Origin of the sequence: Nocardioides panacihumi (assembly GCF_039530925.1) — a bacterium.
GTDB classification, from domain to species: Bacteria; Actinomycetota; Actinomycetes; order Propionibacteriales; family Nocardioidaceae; genus Nocardioides; species Nocardioides panacihumi.
On the sequence record NZ_BAAAPB010000001.1, the window covers coordinates 81,925 to 98,649 of the forward strand.

At 72.7% G+C, this 16,725-nt stretch carries 17 protein-coding genes; 6 read left to right on the plus strand and 11 right to left on the minus strand.

The annotated features are described in order from the left end of the window. Positions 1-76: 76 nt before the first annotated feature. Genes ABD205_RS00410 through ABD205_RS00420 form a run of 3 tightly spaced genes read right to left on the minus strand, consistent with a single transcriptional unit; the run spans position 77 to position 2,597 of the window. Positions 77-841 (minus strand): enoyl-CoA hydratase/isomerase family protein, encoded by a 765-nt coding sequence (locus ABD205_RS00410; RefSeq protein WP_344041249.1) that lies wholly within the window; start codon positions 839-841, stop codon positions 77-79. Continuing rightward, a complete protein-coding gene (gene fgd, locus ABD205_RS00415; RefSeq protein ID WP_344041251.1) occupies positions 838-1,863 on the minus strand; it encodes a glucose-6-phosphate dehydrogenase (coenzyme-F420) in 1,026 nt (341 codons plus the stop codon). The genes ABD205_RS00410 and fgd overlap by 4 nt, the downstream gene beginning before the upstream one ends. Positions 1,864-1,877: 14 nt before the next feature. Further along, the gene (locus ABD205_RS00420) at positions 1,878-2,597 is read right to left on the minus strand and encodes a hypothetical protein (protein ID WP_344041253.1); all 720 of its coding nucleotides are present in this window, start codon (positions 2,595-2,597) and stop codon (positions 1,878-1,880) included. 144 nt (positions 2,598-2,741) lie between these two features. Here ABD205_RS00420 and ABD205_RS00425 point away from each other — a divergent pair, with 144 nt between their 5' ends. From ABD205_RS00425 to ABD205_RS00435, 3 genes are all read left to right on the plus strand, one after another. Beyond that, positions 2,742-3,860 (plus strand): sensor histidine kinase, encoded by a 1,119-nt coding sequence (locus ABD205_RS00425; RefSeq protein ID WP_344041255.1) that lies wholly within the window; start codon positions 2,742-2,744, stop codon positions 3,858-3,860. Beyond that, the gene (locus tag ABD205_RS00430; protein ID WP_344041257.1) at positions 3,857-4,492 is read left to right on the plus strand and encodes a response regulator; all 636 of its coding nucleotides are present in this window, start codon (positions 3,857-3,859) and stop codon (positions 4,490-4,492) included. The genes ABD205_RS00425 and ABD205_RS00430 overlap by 4 nt, the downstream gene beginning before the upstream one ends. Positions 4,493-4,635: 143 nt before the next feature. Then, positions 4,636-6,216, plus strand: a complete 1,581-nt coding sequence (locus ABD205_RS00435) for a fatty acyl-CoA synthetase (RefSeq protein ID WP_344041259.1) — start codon at positions 4,636-4,638, stop codon at positions 6,214-6,216. Here ABD205_RS00435 and ABD205_RS00440 read toward each other — a convergent pair. From ABD205_RS00440 to ABD205_RS00450, 3 genes are all read right to left on the minus strand, one after another. Beyond that, the gene (locus tag ABD205_RS00440) at positions 6,202-7,146 is read right to left on the minus strand and encodes a hypothetical protein (protein WP_344041261.1); all 945 of its coding nucleotides are present in this window, start codon (positions 7,144-7,146) and stop codon (positions 6,202-6,204) included. The genes ABD205_RS00435 and ABD205_RS00440 overlap by 15 nt on opposite strands. A gap of 76 nt (positions 7,147-7,222) precedes the next feature. After that, a complete protein-coding gene (locus ABD205_RS00445) occupies positions 7,223-7,936 on the minus strand; it encodes a zf-HC2 domain-containing protein (protein ID WP_344041263.1) in 714 nt (237 codons plus the stop codon). Continuing rightward, on the minus strand, positions 7,933-8,457 hold the full coding sequence (locus tag ABD205_RS00450; protein WP_344041265.1) for a sigma-70 family RNA polymerase sigma factor: 525 nt from the start codon (positions 8,455-8,457) through the stop codon (positions 7,933-7,935). Before ABD205_RS00450 ends, ABD205_RS00445 begins: the two co-directional genes overlap by 4 nt. 164 nt (positions 8,458-8,621) lie before the next feature. Between ABD205_RS00450 and ABD205_RS00455 the strand changes: the two genes are divergently transcribed. The 3 genes from ABD205_RS00455 (at position 8,622) to ABD205_RS00465 (ending at position 13,045) form a co-directional block, all read left to right on the plus strand. Further along, entirely contained in the window at positions 8,622-9,137 is a 516-nt protein-coding gene (locus ABD205_RS00455) for a MarR family winged helix-turn-helix transcriptional regulator (protein WP_344041267.1), read from the plus strand. Positions 9,138-9,230: 93 nt separating this feature from the next. Next, the gene (gene icmF / locus ABD205_RS00460; protein ID WP_344041269.1) at positions 9,231-12,356 is read left to right on the plus strand and encodes a fused isobutyryl-CoA mutase/GTPase IcmF; all 3,126 of its coding nucleotides are present in this window, start codon (positions 9,231-9,233) and stop codon (positions 12,354-12,356) included. Continuing rightward, positions 12,353-13,045 carry a helical backbone metal receptor gene (locus ABD205_RS00465; RefSeq protein WP_344041271.1) on the plus strand — a complete coding sequence of 231 codons (693 nt, stop codon included), beginning with the start codon at positions 12,353-12,355 and terminating at the stop codon, positions 13,043-13,045. Before icmF ends, ABD205_RS00465 begins: the two co-directional genes overlap by 4 nt. Positions 13,046-13,085: 40 nt before the next feature. Here the strand turns inward: ABD205_RS00465 and ABD205_RS00470 are convergent, their stop codons facing one another. The 5 genes from ABD205_RS00470 to ABD205_RS00490 are packed head-to-tail and all read right to left on the minus strand — an operon-like array spanning position 13,086 to position 16,684. Beyond that, positions 13,086-13,859: an enoyl-CoA hydratase-related protein gene (locus tag ABD205_RS00470; RefSeq protein WP_344041273.1), complete on the minus strand. Its 774-nt coding sequence runs from the start codon at positions 13,857-13,859 to the stop codon at positions 13,086-13,088. 31 nt (positions 13,860-13,890) lie between these two features. Continuing rightward, the gene (locus tag ABD205_RS00475) at positions 13,891-14,478 is read right to left on the minus strand and encodes a dihydrofolate reductase family protein (protein ID WP_344041275.1); all 588 of its coding nucleotides are present in this window, start codon (positions 14,476-14,478) and stop codon (positions 13,891-13,893) included. Beyond that, the gene (locus ABD205_RS00480; RefSeq protein WP_344041277.1) at positions 14,475-14,990 is read right to left on the minus strand and encodes a class III extradiol ring-cleavage dioxygenase family protein; all 516 of its coding nucleotides are present in this window, start codon (positions 14,988-14,990) and stop codon (positions 14,475-14,477) included. The genes ABD205_RS00475 and ABD205_RS00480 overlap by 4 nt, the downstream gene beginning before the upstream one ends. Continuing rightward, positions 14,987-15,847, minus strand: coding sequence for a dihydropteroate synthase (gene folP / locus ABD205_RS00485; protein ID WP_344041279.1), 861 nt, complete (start codon positions 15,845-15,847; stop codon positions 14,987-14,989). Before folP ends, ABD205_RS00480 begins: the two co-directional genes overlap by 4 nt. 9 nt (positions 15,848-15,856) lie before the next feature. Beyond that, positions 15,857-16,684: an N-acetylmuramoyl-L-alanine amidase gene (locus ABD205_RS00490; protein ID WP_344041281.1), complete on the minus strand. Its 828-nt coding sequence runs from the start codon at positions 16,682-16,684 to the stop codon at positions 15,857-15,859. Positions 16,685-16,725 lie beyond the last annotated feature (41 nt).

A 16,725-nucleotide genomic window follows, 5' to 3' on the forward strand; every position in this document is an offset into this window, starting at 1 on the left:
GCCGACTCGGCGTTTCTGGAGTGCGAGGATGCGCCGACTCGGCGTTTCTGGAGTGCGAGGATGCGCCGACTCGGCGTCAGTGCGTGAACCGGGGCGGGCGCTTGTCGAGGAACGCCGCAACGCCCTCGCGGCCGTCCGGGCCGGCGGCGTTGCGCCGGATCGCGAGGGTCTCACGCCGCAGCGCAGCCTCGGGAGACGGCTCGACCGCGTCGCGCAGCAGGCGCTTGACGTCGGCCTGCGCCGCGGCCGGCCCGGCGAGCAGGCCGGCGACGACCTGCTCGGTCGTCGCGGCCAGGTCCGCGTCGGGCACGACGCGCGCGACCAGGCCGGCTGCGTGCGCCTCCGGCGCGGTGAGTACGTCGTTGAGCAGCGCCAGCCGCAGCGCGCGGTGCAGCCCGAGCGTGTGGACGAGCTGCGAGCTGCCGCCGTCGACGGAGAACCCGATCCGGGTGTAGCCGAGGGTGAACCTCGCCGACTCCCCGGCGAGCACGATGTCGGCCGCCGCGGCCAGCGGGAAGCCCGCTCCGGCCGCCATCGCGTGCACGGCCGAGACCACCACGGCCTCGGAGCGGACGAGCTCGCTGATGATCCGGTGCAGCGACTCGGCGAGGTCGTCGACGCCGGCCGTGACGTCGGTGAGCGAGGCGAACCCGCCGATGTCCCCGCCGGCCGAGAAGAACCGCCCGGTCGCCCGCAGCACGATCACGCGCGCGAAGTCGGCCCGGGCACGGCGTACCGCGTCCATCAGCTCGGCGCCGGAGTCCAGGGTCAAGGTGTTGCCCCGGTCGCCGTCGGCCAGGGTGATCCACGCGGCGCCGTCGCGCAGCTCGTAGTCGATCACGCTCCGAGCCCCCGCAGGCCCGGGAGCACCTCGGCGGCGAAGGTGCGCAGGAAGCCCGCCTGGTCGTGGCCGGGTGGGTGGAAGACGAGGTGGTCGAAGCCGGCGTCGACGTAGGCCCGGCAGTCCTCGACGACCTCCTCGGGCGTGGTCGCGACGATCCACCGCTGCGCGACCTGCTCGATCGGCAGCGCGTCGGCCAGCCTGGCCATCTCCGCGGGGTCCTCGGTGCCGTGCTTCTGCTCGGGGGTGAGGGACAGCGGCGCCCAGAACCGGGTGTTCTCCAGCGCCTCATCGCGGGTGTGGGCGTAGGACAGCTTGATCTCGATCATCCGCTCGCCGGAGCCGACCGGCTTGCCGGCCGCCTCCTCGCCCTCGGCGACCGCGGGGAGCAGCTTCTCGGTGTAGAGGTCCATCCCCTTGCCCGAGGTGCAGATGAAGCCGTCGCCGCCGCGGCCGGCGTACTTCGCGACGAGCGGACCGCCCGCGGCGACGTAGATCGGCACGCCCCCGTCCGGCCGGTCGTAGACCGTCGCATCCTTCGTCCGGTAGTAGTCACCCTCGAACGTGACCCGCTCCTCGGTCCACAGCAGCCGCATCAGCCGGACGGCCTCACGCAGCCGCGCGAAGCGCTCCTTGAACTCCGGCCACTCGAACTCGCCCGCCACCGCCATCTCGTTGAGCGCCTCGCCGCTGCCCACACCGAGCACGACCCGGCCCGGGTAGAGCGAGCCGAGGGTGCCGAACGCCTGCGCCATCATCGCCGGGCTGTTGCGGTACGTCGGGGTCAGCACGCTGGTGCCCAGCGTGATCCGCTCGGTGCGCTCGCCGACCGCGGCCATCCAGGCCAGCGAGTACGGCGCGTGGCCGCCGACGTGGCGCCACGGCTGGTAGTGGTCACTGACCCAGACGCTGTCCAGGCCGACCTCCTCGGCCAGGACGGAGTACTCCACCAGGTCACGCGGGCCGAACTGCTCAGCCGATGCCTTGTAGCCGATCTTCAACGTCTCTCCTCGGGTCGACACACGCCTCGGCCAGCCTAGCGACGGACCTCGGACGCGCTCGGGGCGGTGCGATCGCGCAGCCACGCGAACGCCACAGCCCCGACCCAGACCTCGAAGGCCAGGGTGCTCAGCGCCAGCACGGGGAACATGTCACCGGTCAGCAAGGTGGCCGAGCCGACGGCGCTCAGGACGAGGATGCCGACGCCGGCTCGCGTCAGCCAGGGCGTCGCCCCGACCGCCCGCATGCCGAGCACCAGGGCGCCGACCAGGAACAGCCGTGGAAGCGCGGAGAAGGCCAGGGAGTACGGCGCCACCGCGTCCCAGGCGCCGAGGATCCGCGGGTCCGTGCCAGCCGCGGCCGTGTCGAGGGCGACGTCGTGCAACATCGCGGCCATCGGCCAGACCAGTGCGACCAGCGTCCCCGCGGCGACCGCGACCCCGGCGAGCGCACCCGAAGGGTCGACGCGACGCAACCGCGTGCCGACGGCACCGAGGAAGCCGAGCAGCAGGATCCCGGAGATCATGAAGACGTAGTTGCCGACCCGGTAGTACGTGTCGGCGTCGTGCACGCTGTTGCCACGCACGAGCGCGGAGTCGTGCGGCGAGCCGCCGTGGGGCAGCACGAAGATCGACATGCAGACCATGACGCCGAGCTGGCAGATCGCGAAGGCGAGGCCGAAGCGGGTGCTCAGGCGGCTCGCGTCATAGGTCCGGGGGGAGCTGAGCGCCGGCTGGTTGCTGAGGGTGGTGGACATCGGGTGTTCCTCTCGTCAGGGATGGTTCGGATGTCCGCCGACGCTAGGAGCGGGCCGTCCGAGGCCACATCGACCCGAGGGCTGCACCTCGATCAGCCCCTGGGCTGATCCGCGCGGAGGCCTGGCGGCCCTACCCTCGGTCCCGTGAGCACCGTCTGGGACCGGCTGCGAGCGCCACGCGGCGAGGCCGCGCTGGCGGGTGTGCTGATGGCCGCCGGGCTCGTGCAGGCGGTCGTCAGCCCGTTCGCCCCGCTGCTGGTCGCGGCGGTGTACGTCGTCGGCACGACGCTCCCCCTGGCGTGGCGCCGGACCCGGCCGGTCGAGGTCGCCGCCATCTCGTCGGCGTTCTGGGTGATCCCCCTGGACGGTTTCCCGCTGCTCGGATTCGTGACCGCGCTCCTCATCTTCTACGCACTCGGCGCGTGGGGCCGGCCGACCGCCGCGGTCGTGGCGGTGGCCGCCTTCGCGTCCGCGTGCGCGGTCGTCGGCACCCTGCTCGGGCCGGAGGCTCCGGTGGCGGCCATCGGGGCGGTGCTGGTCGTCGTTGCTCCGCTGCTGGCCGGCCGGGTCGTGGCGTGGGAGCGGGCGCGCAACGCCGCCCTGGCCGAGGTGACGGCACAGCTGGAGGAGGAGCGTCGGCGTGTGCAGGAGGCGGCGGTCGGAGCGGAGCGGGCGCGGATCGCACAGGAGCTCCACGACGTGGTCGGGCACGAGCTCACCCTGATCGCCATCCAGGCGGAGGCGGCGGCGACGGCGCTGCGATCGGCCCCCGAGCTGGCCGTGGGCCCGGTGGACACGATCCGCGAGACCGCGCACCGCACGCTCGCGTCGATCCGCCGCACGCTCGACGTCCTCGCCCCGCTGGACACGGTCCAGCCGTCGTACGACGGTCTCGACGAGGTGGTCCGCCGGGCCGCCGAGAGCGGCATCGACAGCTCGCTGGTCGTCTCGGGCGCGCCGTGGACGGGCCAGGCCGCGGTCTGGTTGGCAGTCTCCCGCATCGTGGGCGAGTGCCTGACCAACGCGGGCCGACACGCGCCCGGCGCCCCGGTCGACCTGGAGGTCGACTGGGCCGAGGACCGCGTCAGGGTGGTCGCCTCCAATCCCGCACCCGGTCGCTCGCGCCCGGCTCCGGGCCGTGGCCTGACCGGCATGCGGCATCGGGCGGAGCTGCTCGGTGGCGACTTCGCGGCGGGCGTCGCCGACGGCAGGTTCACGGTCCGGGTCACGCTGCCCGCCGAGCCGGTTCGGGTGCTCCGATGACACGGGTGCTGCTCGCCGACGACCAGCCACTCGTGCGACAGGGTCTCCGCTTGCTGCTCGAGCTCGGTGGAGTCGAGGTCGTCGGCGAGGCTGTCGACGGGGAGTCTGCGGTCGACCTCGTCGCCGACCTGCGCCCCGACGTGGTGCTCATGGACCTGCGCATGCCCGGCATGGGCGGGGTCGAGGCCACCCGCCGCGTCGCCGCGGTGACCCGCGTGCTGGCCCTGACCACCTTCGACACCGACGAGAACGTCGCGGAGGTGCTGCGCGCCGGCGCTGTCGGCTTCCTGCTGAAGGACGTCACGTCGGAGGGCCTCGTGGAGGCCGTCGAGCGGGCAGCCGCTGGAGAGCCGGTCGTCGCACCGGCCGTGCTGACCCGCATGATGGGTCACTTCGCCGCCAGCCCGCCTCTTCCGGCACAGCTCCCACCCGCGCTCGCCGAGCTCAGCGAGCGGGAACGGGAGGTGCTCGCCTGCATCGGCGCCGGACGCTCCAACACCGAGATCGCGGCCGAGCTGGTCATCAGCATGGCAACGGTGAAGACGCACGTACGCCACATCTTCGCCAAGCTCGACCTGCGCGACCGGGCGCAAGCGGTCGTCGTCGCCCGCGACGCTGGTCTGACCCGCTGAGCAGACGTCCACCCGGTCCGAGGGGTAACCGTCCGTCCGACACGCTGGATGACCCTTGCAACGCTCAGGAGGCGTGGCGAACTGACGGTTACCCCCGGGCCCTAGCATGCATGTGACCCAGCGCACACGACCCAGGAGCGACGATGAGCCCCGCCGACCTCGACACCGCCCGCCAGCACGCGCTCGGCGACCTGCCCCGGCGGACAGCGCAACGGGTGCCGGGCAAGACGGCGATCATCGACGGCGAGAAGCGGCTGACGTTCGCGGAGCTCGAGGCGGTCGTCGACGGGACCGCCGCGGCCATCGCGGAGGCCGGTCTGGCGAAGGGCGACCGGCTCGCGCTGTTGTGCCACAACTGCTGGCAGTTCGCCGTCCTCGACTTCGCGGCCGCCCGGGTCGGCGTCGTGCTGGTGCCGATCAACTTCATGCTCGGCGCCGAGGAGATCGCGTTCATCCTCGACCACTCCTCCGCGAAGGCGTTCGTCGCCGAGGACGCGCTGGTCCCGGTGGCGGAGAAGGCGCTGGCGGCCTCGGCCGGCACGGTGACGAGGCGGCTGGCCGTCGGCCTGGCCGGCGAGCCCGTGCCCGCCGGCTGGCAGGACGCGCAGACCTGGTTCGACCACTCCGGCCCGGCGCCGTACGTCCCCGTGGCCGACGACGACCCGGTCCGGATGATGTTCACCTCCGGCACCGAGTCACGGGCGAAGGGCGCGCTGCTGTCGAGCCGCTCGCTGATGTGGCAGTACGTCTCCTGCATCGTCGACGGCAACATGAGTGCCGACGACGTCGAGCTGCACACGCTGCCGCTCTACCACTGCGCACAGCTCGACTGCTTCCTCGGCGTCGACGTCTACCTCGGCGCCACGAGCGTCATCCTGCGCGGCCCGGAGCCGACGGCCGTGCTGAGGGCGATCGGTGAGCACGGCGTGACCAAGTTCTTCGCGCCGCCGACGGTCTGGATCGGGCTGCTGCGCTCCCCCGACCTCGACAACGCCGACCTCGCCACGCTCCGGAAGGGCTACTACGGCGCCTCGCCGATGCCGGTCGCGGTGCTCGAGGAGCTGCGCACGCGGCTGCCCGGTGTCGACCTGTGGAACTTCTACGGCCAGACCGAGATGGCTCCGCTCGCCACGATCCTCGGCCCGGACGAGCAGCTCTCGCACGCCGGGTCGGCGGGCCGGGCGGCGCTCAACGTCGAGACGATGATCGTGGACGACGAGGACCGGCCGGTGGCGCCCGGCGTCGTCGGCGAGATCGTGCACCGCTCGCCGCACGCGACCCTCGGCTACCACGACCAGCCGGACAAGACGGCCGACGCCTTCCGGCACGGCTGGTTCCACTCCGGGGACCTCGGCTACCTGACGGACGACGGCCACCTCTACGTCGTGGACCGCAAGAAGGACATGATCAAGACCGGCGGCGAGAACGTCGCCTCCCGCGAGGTCGAGGAGGCGATCTTCCGTCTCGAAGGGGTGGCCGAGGTGGCGGTCTTCGGCGTCAGCCACCCGCACTGGGTCGAGGCCGTCGCGGCGGTCGTGGTCCCCAAGCCCGGAGTCACGCTGACCGCGGACGCGGTGATGACGCACGCGCGCGCGGTGCTCGCGGGCTTCAAGGCGCCGAAGTACGTCGTCATCGCCGACGCGCTGCCGAAGAACCCGTCCGGCAAGATCCTCAAGCGGCAGCTGCGCGAGGAGCACGCCGGCCTGGCGTCAACCGCGGAGTAGCTCCTCGCGCCGGGTGCGCAGTGCCACCACCGCCGCCGTGAGCTCCTCGCGGCGCGCGAACAGCCCCCGCCTGACGCCGGCGACCTCGTGGAACGCGCGCCGGGCGCGCTCATCGGCCTCGTGGATCCGACGACTGACCGCCATGTCGCTGAAGATGTTGTCGAACCACACGTCGAAAGCCTGGGTGAGGTTGGTGACCTGCGGCCCGGCCACTCCTTCGCGCCCGAGGTCACCCAGCTCCTTGGCCAGCCGCCCGATGGCGGCGTCCGCCCTGCGGAGCAGCGTGGTGGCCTGATCCATGCGGTCGTACTTGATGGAGTCGGTGAGCAGCCCGCCGCCGAGCCAGGTGTCGACGCCCGCCCAGTCGCTCGCCTTGCCGAGCATCGTGGCGGCGTCCTCGAGCACGCTCGCCGCGTCTGTCGCGGCCTCGAACGCTTCGGAGACCTCCTTCAGCTCGGTCTCAGCGGCGCCCATCTCCGCCGCGATCCGGGTGAGCTCCACGGCCGCGTCGCCACCGGACGCGAGCAGGAGCTCCTCCTTCGCGGCGAGTGCGAGCCTGCGCCGCTCCGCGGCTCCGGCCAGCTCGGCCGCGCGCGCCGACAGGCTCGCCTCGCCGACCTCGATCGCCCGCAACCGGGTCTCGAGCTCCGCGACGGCGTACTCCCCGGCGCGGACCTCCGCCTGCTCCCGGTCGAGGTCCTCCAGGCGGGTGCCGCGCAGCGCCGCCCAGATCCGGGTGGGGCTGAACGACTCGAGCGCGGCGACGTCCTGGCGCTCGTCGCCGAGGCTGACCCGCGCCTCCAGAAGCAGCTTCGACGCAGCCTCCTTGAGGGTGAGCGCGCTGTCGAGCCGGCGCTGGACGGCCTCAGCCTCGGCGACGGCTGCCTCGGCGGCCTCGAGCTCGGCCTGGATCGCTGACAGATCGGTCACCCGCGCAGCGTAGGGGCCCTCAGTCGGACCTCCGCGACGGACGCGCCCCGGAGCCGCGGGGCAGGACGACCGAGCCTCAGACGTTCGCCGACAGCAGCACGGTCTTCCCGTCCGCCGCGCGCACCTCGACCGAGCGGAGCTTGTCGACCCCGAGGTCGATCGATCCGGTCGTGCGCGCCGTCTCGCCCGGACCGGCCAGCCAGGTCGAGACCAGGTGGTCCTGGCCGGTCTTGTCGACGACGTACAGCCCGTAGGCCCGCCGCTCCTCGGACCCGCCGGCCCACTCGGCGTACTCACAGGTCATGTCGATCCGCGTGCCCCAGGCGGTGCTCGTCAGCGCGACATCGGCGGACAGCGGGCTGGGGACCGTCTGCCGCAGCGTGACGCTCGCGGTCGGCGGCGGAGCGGGCTGGTCCCGCTGCGTCAGGGGTACGACGACCACTGCCGCGACGGCGGCTGCGGCCGCGAGGCCGACGGCGACGCGCGTGCGCGTCCGGCGCCACCACGGCAGCACGGTCGCTGCCGGCGCCTCGGCGTGTGCGGCGTCCAGCAGCCGCTTCTCCAGATCGGCCGGCGGCTCGGCCGGGGCGGCCCCGGCGAGCAGCGCCGCGCGGTCGGCCTCGTCGACGCGGCCGAGCAGGCCGGGCAGTGGCAGCAGCTCGGCCACCTCCCGGGCGCAGTCGGGGCAGACGGCGAGGTGCCGCTCGTACTCCTCGCGCTCGGCGGGCGTCAGGGCGCCGATGACGTAGGCGCCGTCCCAGTCGGCGTACCTCTCGTGGTCGAGGATCATCGCGTCACCCCTCTCTCCTGCAGCGCGAGCCGCAAGGCCCTCAACCCGTAGTGCAGCCGTGACTTCACCGTGCCGGCCGGGATGCCGAGCTCGGCGGCGATCTCGGCGGTCGTGAGCCGGCCGAAGTAGGCCTTGACGACGACGGCGCGGTGGTCCTCGCCGATCGAGCGCAGTGCGTCGGTGACGACGAGGGAGTCGAAGAGGCGGTCGATCCTGTCCGCCTCGGGGCGCTCGGGGACCTCGTCGGTCGCCGCCTCGTGGCGGTGCCGGGCGCTGCGGGCCTCGTCGACGACGAGGTTGCGGGCCACGGTGAACAGCCACGCGCGCGCCGAGCCCTGCTCGTCGTCGGTCACGTCGTTGCGCCAGGCGCGCAGCAGCGTCTCCTGCACCACGTCCTCCGCCTGCGCCCGATCGCCCGTGAGGCGCAGCACGTAGCCCCACAGCGCCGCAGCATGCGCGCGGTGCAGCTGCTGGATCGCATCCGGGTCCGCCATCACCACCTCCATGACACGAAACAGCATGGCCCAGAGTTCAACGGCGCGTCCGACGGCGCGTTCGACGACGCGTTCGTCGGCGCGTTCGACGACGCGTCCGACGGCGCGTTCGACGGTGCGCGTCCGATCGCCGACGCCGCGTCATGGACGCGTCGCCTCGCTCCGGACCCGTGCGCCCTAGGGTGTGGCCCATGCCCGACCCCGACCCGAGCCGCCTCGACCCGATCCGTGAGGCCCGCCGGCAGTGGGTCGGCCACGGCTGGGACGAGGCCGCGCCCGGGATGGCCATGGTCACCTCCGTCGTGCGCGTCCACCAGCTGCTCATGGAGCGGATCGATGCGGTGCTGCGGCCGCACGACCTCACCTTCGCGCGCTACGAGATCCTGCGGCTGCTGGCGTTCACCCGGACCGGCGCGCTCCCGATGACGCGGCTCGGGTCGCTGCTCCAGGTGCACCCGACCTCGGTGACGTCGGCGGTCGACCGGCTGGAGAAGCAGGGCTTCGTACGACGCTCGCGCGGCGCCGCCGACAAGCGGGTCGTCCTCTGCGCGATCACCGACGCCGGCCGCTCGGTCGTCGAGGAGGCGACCCGCCAGCTCAACCAGGGGGTCTTCGCCGACCCTGGCCTCGGCAATGGCGACGTCACCGACCTGACCGCGCTGCTCGGCCGGCTGCGTGCCGGTCACGGCGACCGCGTCGTCGACTGATCCAGCGTCGACCGAGCCGCCGACATGGCGAGAACTACCTGGGCGTCCTACTATTGAATTGCTAGGACATCCAACCTTTTCCCCGGAGTCGTCGTGCCCGAGCTGTACACCCCCCGCCACCACGTCCGCCTCGTGACCGCGTCGAGCCTGTTCGACGGCCACGACGCATCCATCAACATCATGCGGCGGATCTTCCAGTCCCAGGGCTGCGAGGTCGTCCACCTCGGTCACAACCGCTCCGTGCAGGAGGTCGTCGACGCCGCCGTCGAGGAGGACGCCCACGCGGTCGCGGTGAGCAGCTACCAGGGCGGCCACGTCGAGTACTTCGAGTACCTGGTCAGCTCGCTGCGCGAGCGCGGCGCCGGCCACGTCAAGGTCGTCGGCGGCGGAGGCGGTGTCATCGTCCACGACGAGATCACCCGGCTCCGCGCCAGCGGCGTGACCATCTTCTCCCCCGAGGACGGCCAGCGGATGGGCCTCGTCGGGATGATCAACTCGGTCGTCCGCGACATTGACGCCGACCTGTGGGCGCAGCGTGCGGTCGGGCTCGAGGAGCTGCTGACCGGCGACCGGGTGGCGGTCGCGCGGGCGATCACCGGCGCCGAGCAGGGACGGCTGCCGGCCGACGTACGCGCCGGGCTCGCGGGACGTCACAACCCGCCCGTCCTCGGCATCACCGGCACCGGCGGCTCGGGCAAGTCCTCCCTCACCGACGAGCTCGTACGACGCTTCCGCGTCGACCAGCAGGACAAGCTGCGCATCGCGGTGATCGCGGTGGACCCGACCCGTCGCAAGGGCGGTGGCGCCCTGCTGGGCGACCGGATCCGGATGAACTCGCTGAGCCACGACCTGAGCGACCAGGTCTTCTTCCGCAGCATGGCGACCCGCGGCGCCCACGAGGTGCCCGAGCACCTGTCCGACGTGATCGACGTCGTCAAGGCGGCCGGCTTCGACCTCGTGATCGTGGAGACCCCGGGCATCGGCCAGGGTGACGCGGGCATCCTGCCGTTCGTCGACGCGAGCCTCTACGTGATGACGCCGGAGTTCGGCGCGGCCTCGCAGCTCGAGAAGATCGACATGCTCGACTACGCGGACGTCGTCGCGATCAACAAGTTCGAGCGACGCGGCGCCGAGGACGCGCTGCGCGACGTCTCGCGCCAGCTGGTCCGCAACCGCGAGGCGTTCGGCACGCCGCCCGAGGAGATGCCGGTCTTCGGCACCAGTGCCGCGCACTTCGACGACGACGGCGTGACCGCGCTCTACCAGCACGTGCGCGGCCTGCTCGCCGAGCGCGGGCTGCCGGTCGGTGAGGGGACCCTGGCACCCGTCACCACGAAGACGTCGACGGGGCTGCACGCCGTGGTCCCGCCGGAGCGGACCCGCTACCTGGCCGAGATCACCGACACGGTCCGCGGCTACCACGCCGAGACCGCGGAGCTCGTCGGGAAGGCCCGCCGGGCCCAGGCCTTCGAGCTGGTCGCCGGCGAGGTCGTCGAGGTCGCGGACGCCGCGGCGAAGGCGGCGGCGGACGTGCCCGAGTCGCTGCGCAAGCAGCTCGAGACGTGGCCGGAGACGGTCGCGGCGTACTCCTCCGACGAGGGACGGCTCTCCCTCAGCGGCAACCGCGTGCCCCGCGTGGCGACCCCCCGCTTCACCGACCACGGCGAGCTGGTGTCGTTCATGCGGCGCGAGAACCTGCCGGGCCTGTTCCCGTTCACCGCCGGCGTCTTCCCGTTCAAGCGGACCAACGAGGACCCGGCGCGGATGTTCGCCGGCGAGGGCGACCCGTTCCGCACCAACCGCCGCTTCAAGCTCCTGTCCGAGGGGCAGCGGGCGACCCGGCTCTCGACCGCGTTCGACTCGGTGACGCTCTACGGCCGCGACCCCGACGAGCGGCCCGACATCTACGGCAAGGTCGGCACCTCGGGCGTCAGCGTGGCGACGCTCGACGACATGAAGACGCTCTACGACGGCTTCGACCTGCTCGCCCCGACCACGTCGGTCTCGATGACGATCAACGGGCCCGCCCCCACCGTGCTGGCGTTCTTCCTCAACACGGTCATCGACCAGGCCCGCGAGCGCGGCGTCGACCCGGCCGAGGCGCTGAGGACCGTGCGCGGCACCGTGCAGGCCGACATCCTCAAGGAGGACCAGGGCCAGAACACCTGCCTGTTCTCCACCGAGTTCTCGCTGCGCTGCATGGCCGACATCCAGGAGTGGTTCATCGCCCAGCAGGTGCGCAACTTCTACTCGGTGTCGATCTCCGGCTACCACATCGCGGAGGCCGGCGCTAACCCCATCAGCCAGCTCGCGTTCACGCTCGCCAACGGCTTCACCTACGTCGAGGCCTACCTCGCCCGCGGGATGCACATCGACGACTTCGCGCCGAACCTGTCGTTCTTCTTCTCCAACGGCATGGACCCGGAGTACACCGTCATCGGCCGCGTCGCCCGGCGCATCTGGGCGGTCGCGATGCGCGACAAGTACGGCGCCGGCGAGCGCGCGCAGAAGCTCAAGTACCACGTCCAGACCTCCGGCCGGTCCCTGCACGCGCAGGAGATGGACTTCAACGACATCCGCACCACGCTGCAGGCCCTCTGCGCGATCTACGACAACGCCCAGTCGCTGCACACCAACGCCTTCGACGAGGCCGTCACCACGCCGTCGGCCGAGTCGGTACGCCGGGCCCTCGCGATCCAGATGATCATCAACCGCGAGTGGGGCCTGGCGATGAACGAGAACCCGCTCCAGGGCTCCTTCATCGTCGACGAGCTGACCGACCTGGTGGAGGAGGCCGTCCTCACCGAGTTCGACCGGATCTCCGAGCGCGGCGGCGTGCTGGGCGCGATGGAGACCGGCTACCAGCGTGGCCGGATCCAGGACGAGTCGATGCTCTACGAGCACCGCAAGCACGACGGCTCGCTGCCGATCATCGGGGTCAACACCTTCCGCCGCCCGGAGTCCGGCGACGGCACCCCCGACCACGTCGAGCTGGCGCGCGCCACCGAGTCGGAGAAGGAGTCGCAGCTGGAGCGGGTGCGGGAGTTCCAGGCCGCGCACCGCACCGAGGCGGCCGACGCGCTCGCCCGGCTCAAGGCCGTCGCGACCTCGCAGGAGAACGTCTTCGCCGTGCTCATGGACGCCGCCCGGGTCTGCACGCTCGGCCAGATCACCGAGGCGTTCTTCGAGGTCGGCGGCGCCTACCGGCGCAACGTGTGAGCGTCACCCGCGTCGTCAGCCTCGTCCCCTCGATCACCGAGGCGCTGGCGTCCGTCGACCGCGCCTCGGTGGTCGGGGCGACCGACTGGTGCACGCACCCGGCCGACCTCGAGGTCACCCGCGTGCGGGGCACGAAGAACCCCGACCTCGAGGCCGTCCGGTCCTTGCGGCCCGACGTCGTGATCGCCAACAAGGAGGAGAACCGCGAGCTCGACGTACGCCGGCTCCGCGAGTCCGGCGTGCGCGTCGAGCTCACCGACATCCGGACCGTCCCCGACGCGATCACGACCTACGAGCACCTCTTCGACGACGTCCTCGGCTGGGCCCGTCCGACCTGGCTGGCCCGCGCTCGCGACCTGTGGTGCGGTCCCGTCCGGCCGGTCACCCGCCGGGTCGCCGTGCCCATCTGGCGCGACCCCTGGATGGTCGTCGGGAGTGACACGTTCACCGGCGACCTGCTCCGGCGGCTCGGCTGGGAGAACGTCTTCGCCGGGTCGTCGGGGCGCTACCCGCACGTCACGGTCGACGAGATCGAGGCGGCGCGCCCCGACGTCGTCCTGCTCCCGGACGAGCCGTACGTCTTCACCGCGACCGACGGCCCGGAGGCCTTCACGCTCCCCACGGAGCTCGTCAGCGGCCGGCTGATCACCTGGTACGGCCCGAGCCTCGTCGAGGCCGCCGACCTGTGAAGGGACGGGTGACCCGGAGGTCGCTCCGGACGTCACGGCGTCACCCGAAGGCCGGCTTCTCCTTCGCCAGGAACGCCCTGACCCCCTCCGCGAAGTCGGGCCCGGTGTAGACCTCGCGCAGCAGCGAGTCGTCGCCCTCGGGGGCGACCTCGAGCGCCGTCGCGCGTGCGAGCAGCTGCGACTTGGTCGCCCGCAGCGTCACCGACGAGAGCGCCAGGATCGAGGGCACCAGCGACGCCAGCTCGTCGTCGAGCGACGGCACCACTGCCGTCACAGCCCCGACAGCGTAGGCCCGCGGAGCGTCCACCAAGCGCGCGGCGAGCAGCATCTCGCGTGTCAGCGGCTCCCCGAAGACCGCCGCGCAGCGGTAGACGATGGGCGCCGCGAGCGCGTTGCCGAGCGTGCGCGCGATCGGATAGCCGAAGCGCGAGTGCGGGGTGGCGACGCGGAGGTCGCAGTGCGTGGCGACGGCCAGGCCGCCACCCACGCAGACCCCGTCGACGGCCGCGATCGTCACCTGCGGCAGCGCGAAGAGCTTGGCGAGCAGCGCGCGGATCCAGTCCTCGTAGGCAGGAGCGTCCTGCGACAGGAAGTCCGAGATCTCGTTGCCGGCGGCGAACGCCCGGCCGCCGGCGCCCCGCAGCACGAGCACCTTCACCGACGGGTCCTCGGCCAGCGAGTCGCACAGCTCGTGCATCGCGGCGTACATCTGCTGTGTGAAGGCGTTGTGCCGCTCCGGCCGGTCGAAGGTCACCTCCACGACGCCGGGGCGCCGCTCGATCCTCAGCTCGGGGGTGCTGACGTCGCCACTCACGCCCACGGACACTAGCTGCCCCGGCGAGAGGTCAATCCATCCGGCCCGAGACCAGCCACCGGGCGAGCAGCGTCCCGTCCTGCTCCACCAGCGACGCCAGCGTCAGAGGCACGTCGACCGGCGGCCCGTCGACGATCCGCCTGCCGGGCCCGCCGACGATCGACGGAGTGATGGTGCAGCAGAGCTCGTCGACCACACCGGCGCGCAGCAGCGCACCGAGCAGCGTCGGGCCGCCCTCGCAGAGGATCCGGAGCAGCCCCTCGGCGCGCAGCCCGTCGACCAGCACCCGCAGCGCGTCGGCGTCGCCCCCGGGGTGCAGCCGCACCTCCGGGTGACCCTCCAGCTGAGGTGGGAGCGTCGAGCCGACCACCACGAACGGCTTGCCGAGCGGCCCGTAGCCCTCCGTGCGGACGGTGCCGGCGCCCACCAGCAGGACATCGGCGTCGACGCGGAGCGCGTCGAAGACCACCTGGTCGACGTCGTTGTTGATGCTGCCGCTGCGACCGTCGGGGCCCTGGGCGGCGCCGTCGACCGTCGAGACCATGTTCACCCGCAGCCACGGCCGGTCCGGCCACGCGTAGAGCTCCTCGATCGGACCGTCGCCGACCAGCGTCCTCACGCCCGCCACCTCATCACCCAGTACTGCACGCCGTACGGCGCGTCGTCGTAGTCGACGCCCACCAGGCTCGCGCCCCCGAGCAGGTCGGCGAGCTCGCCGAAGCAGCCCACGTCGGCCCAGAGCTCCTCGGCCAGCGCGGCGTCCAGCGAACGAAGGGCTGCGGGGTCGGGGCCACCCAGGGCGGCGAACAGCGCGTCGTCGAAGGGCAGCGCGCGCGGGTCGAACGGTCCGGGCGAGACGTCCGTACGCCGTGCCGAGCCGTTGCCGACGACGAGCACGCCGGGATGGTGAGCGACGTCGTCGACCGCTCGCCGCTCGGCCTCGCTCGCAACCTCGTCGAGCAGCGCGGCGGCGACCCGCGACCCCTGCGCGGAGGCGATCACCCGCGGTGCGGGCCCGAGCCAGGCGACGGCGTCGAGGCAGGCCGCGCGGAGCGGCGCGACCGGGTCCTCGAGGGAGGAGTAGGCGGGCAGCAGCGCCGGCACCCCGGGCACCAGCGCCACGCGGGTCACGCGAGCCCCCGGATCGCGCGCAACGGCGGCCTGCGACCGGCGATCGACCAGGTCATGTCGACCACGTCGCGCGTCTCGCGCACCTGGTGGACGCGGTAGATCAGCGCCCCGCCGAGCGCGCAGACCGCGGTCGCGGCGAGCGTGCCGAGCAGCCGCTCCCCGGCCGGGCGGCCGAGCGTCTCGCCGACGAAGTCCTTGTTGGACAGCGACACCAGCACCGGCCATCCGGTGTCGACCATCTCGCCGATCCGGCGGGTGACCTCGAGCGAGTGGAACGTGTTCTTGCCGAAGTCGTGGGCCGGGTCGATGACGATCGACTCCTTCGCCACGCCGGCGGCGAGCGCCCGCTCGGCGTACGCGGTCGTCGCTGCGATGGCCGCACCGACCACGTCGTCGTACTCCTGGCGGTGCGGGTCCGTCCGCGGCCGCAGTCCCCCGGTGTGGGTGCAGACGATGGCCGCGTCGTGCTCGGCGACCACGTCGACCAGCCGCGGGTCGTGGCCGCCCCACGCGTCGTTGACGACGTCGGCGCCCTCGCCGCAGACGACCCGCGCGACCTCCGAGCGCCAGGTGTCCACCGAGATGATCAGCGACGGGTACGCCGACCGCACCCGCCCGACGAACGAGCCGACCCGCCGGATCTCCTCGTCGGCGTCGACCACGGGGCCGTAGCCCGCTCGGACGCCGCCGATGTCCACGATGTCGGCGCCCTCGTCCACCACCTGCTCGACCCGCGCGAACGCGGCGTCCTCGGCGAACGTGGCGCCCCGGTCGTAGAACGAGTCGGGGGTGCGGTTGACGATGGCCATCACGAGCGGGAGCCCGTCGACGAGCTCCCGGTGGCCGAGCTTGAGCATGGCCAGACCCTAGCGAGCCGCCATGTAGGACGTGATCCCGTCCATGAGCGCCTGCGCGTACCTCGCCCGGCCCGCCTTCGACCGCATCCTGCGCGCCTCGCCGGCGTTCCTCATGTTGCCGAGCTCGACCATCGCGATCGGCACGTCGGAGAGGTTCAGGGTGCCGAGGTCGGAGCGGACGTCGAGACCGTCGCCCCCGGCGATGTAGTTGGCGCGCGGGAAGCGGGCGCGGCCGAGGGAGGCGCGCAGCGCGAGCGCCAGCCTCCTCGACGGGGCAGCGATGTCGTCGGTCCAGCCGCGCAGCGACGCCGGCGCGATCACGTGGAAGCCCCGGGCGCCGCGCGCGTAGGAGCCGTCGGCGTGGATCGACACGGTCAGGTCGGCGTGCACGCGCCCGCCGAGCCGGCCACGCGCGTCGACGCACGGTCCCCAGGCCGAGAGCGAGTTGGACGACCGCGTCAGGACGACCCGGGCGCCGGCGCGTTCGAGCGACCGCCTGACGAGCTGGGCCACCTGCCAGGTGAGCGTCGCCTCGGGGTAGCCGTCGTTCGTCGAGGTGCCCGTCGTGTTGCAGGGCTTGCGGTGCGGGCCGGCCGTGACGAGCCGGTCGATCTGCCGGAGGTGGCGCGCGTTGCCGAGCTGGTGGCCGGGGTCCAGCACGACGGTGCGCCCGGTGAGCGGGCGCGCCGACGCCGGGCGGGTCTCGACAGGCCCGCTTCCGCTCGCTGCTCGACCGACGGGATCGCCGCCGGGAGCGTCGGTGGTCACCGCGTCGGTCGCCGCCGGCACCAGGAGCGCCAGGCCGGCGACACCCAGGGTGAGCAGGCGCGCGAGCATCGGACGATCGTACGACCCGTATCCTGGGCGATCCCAAATGC